Source organism: Phenylobacterium sp. (genome assembly GCF_036402295.1).
Taxonomy (GTDB): Bacteria; Pseudomonadota; Alphaproteobacteria; order Caulobacterales; family Caulobacteraceae; genus Phenylobacterium.
The window spans coordinates 1-1673 of record NZ_DASWTE010000418.1 but is presented as its reverse complement, the minus strand read 5'-3'; the positions used below and the strand labels follow the sequence as shown (position 1 = coordinate 1673).

Genomic DNA, 1673 nt, shown 5'->3' with positions numbered 1-1673 from the left:
GTGAGCGCCTGCGGGAACGGGACCCGCTGCGTGGGCTGGCTGCTGATGCAGTCGTCCGGCAAGGACGAGGCGGTCATCGACACCAAGGCCGGCCGCCTGGTTGCGACCCGCGCCGGCGAGCGGCTGGTCAGCGTCGACATGGGCGAGCCGCGCCTGGACTGGCGGGAGATCCCGCTCGCCGAGGCGCACGACACCGCCGCCCTGGACGTGGCGCTCTACCACCACGCGGACCTGATGGCGCCGCCCGGCTGCGTCAGCATGGGCAACCCGCACGTCGTGTTCTTCGTCCCCGACGTCGAGGCCGTACCGATCGCCAAGATCGGGCTGGTCATCGAAAAGCACCCCCTGTTCCCGGAGCAGGTGAACGTCGGTTTCGCCCAGATCCTGGACCGCGACCGCATCCGGCTGCGCGTCTGGGAACGCGGCGCGGGCCTCACCAAGGCCTGCGGCACCGGCGCCTGCGCCGCGCTCGTCGCCGCCAGCCGCCGCGACCTGACCAAGCGCCACGCCACGCTGGTGCTGGACGGCGGCGAGCTGCACATCGAGTGGCGCGACGATGGCCACGTGATCATGACCGGCCCGGCCGCCGTCGACTTCGCGGGCGAGCTGCCGTGAAGACGCCGCTTCTCCTCGCTGCCATGACAGCCGCAGGGCTCTGCGCTTGCGACGCCATCCCGCGCTCGACGTACTCGATGTCGTCGGCCTCGATGCTTCCGACGCTGGTCGAGGGCGACATCATCGGCGCCGACGGTTGGAAGGGCGACTGCGGACGCGCAAAGCCCGCGCCCGGGCAGGTCGTGATCTACCGCCGCGAAGGGCAGCACTTCGTGGCCCGCGCAGTCGCCGAGGCGGGTCAGATGGTGGAGCTCAAGGGCGGTCGGCTGTCGATCGACGGCAAGCCTGTGACGTCCGTCGCCGCAGGCTCGCATAGCATCGACTTCCTGGGGTCTCCGCGGACCGTCGACGTCTTCCGCGAGACCCTGGCGAACGGAGCCAGTTACCTGACGCTCGATATGGGCCCCGACGGCGAGCTCGACGACATACCGCCAACCCGCCTGACGGGCTGGTACGTGCTGGGCGACCATCGCGACAACGCCGCGGACTCCCGTTTTCATGGTTCTGTGGCCGAGGCCGACATCTGTGCGGCGGCTACGTCGATCATCATGGCCAAGGATGTGTCCCGTGTCGGCCAACGACCCTGACCTGGGCCAGCCAGGCCTCGACCCCGGCGCCGCGGACGTTCGCGACGATGCGCCGGACGAGGACGTGCGGATCGTCACCTTCGGCTGCCGCCTGAACGCGTACGAGAGCGAGGTCATCAGGAAGCGCGCGGCCGAGGACGGACTGACCGACGCCGTGGTCTTCAACACCTGCGCCGTCACCAACGAGGCTGTCCGCCAGGCGCGGCAGGCGATCCGCAAGGCGCGCCGCGAGCGGCCGGCCGCGAAGCTGATCGTCACCGGCTGCGCGGCGCAGATCGATCCTGCCGCCTTCGCCGCCATGGCCGAGGTGGATCTCGTGCTGGGCAATGCCGAGAAGAGCCAGGCCGGCGCCTACGCCCCGCAGGCCGAACCCCTGCGGGTCCGCGTCAACGACATCATGAGCGTGCGCGAGACGGCCGGGCACCTGATCGACGGGCTGAAGGACCGGGCGCGGGCCTATGTCGAGGTCCA

Annotated in this window: 2 protein-coding genes and 1 pseudogene; all 3 read left to right on the top strand. The window is 70.6% G+C overall.

From position 1 onward, the window contains the following. Positions 1–615: diaminopimelate epimerase (gene dapF, locus VGD44_RS24170; protein ID WP_331090935.1), on the top strand; the 615-nt coding region annotated here is incomplete at its 5' end. Beyond that, a complete protein-coding gene (lepB, locus tag VGD44_RS24165) occupies positions 612–1202 on the top strand; it encodes a signal peptidase I (protein WP_331090934.1) in 591 nt (196 codons plus the stop codon). The genes dapF and lepB, both read left to right, overlap by 4 nt. A 1-nt stretch (position 1203) precedes the next feature. Continuing rightward, positions 1204–1673, top strand: a pseudogene (locus VGD44_RS24160) (hypothetical protein); the annotation flags it as partial.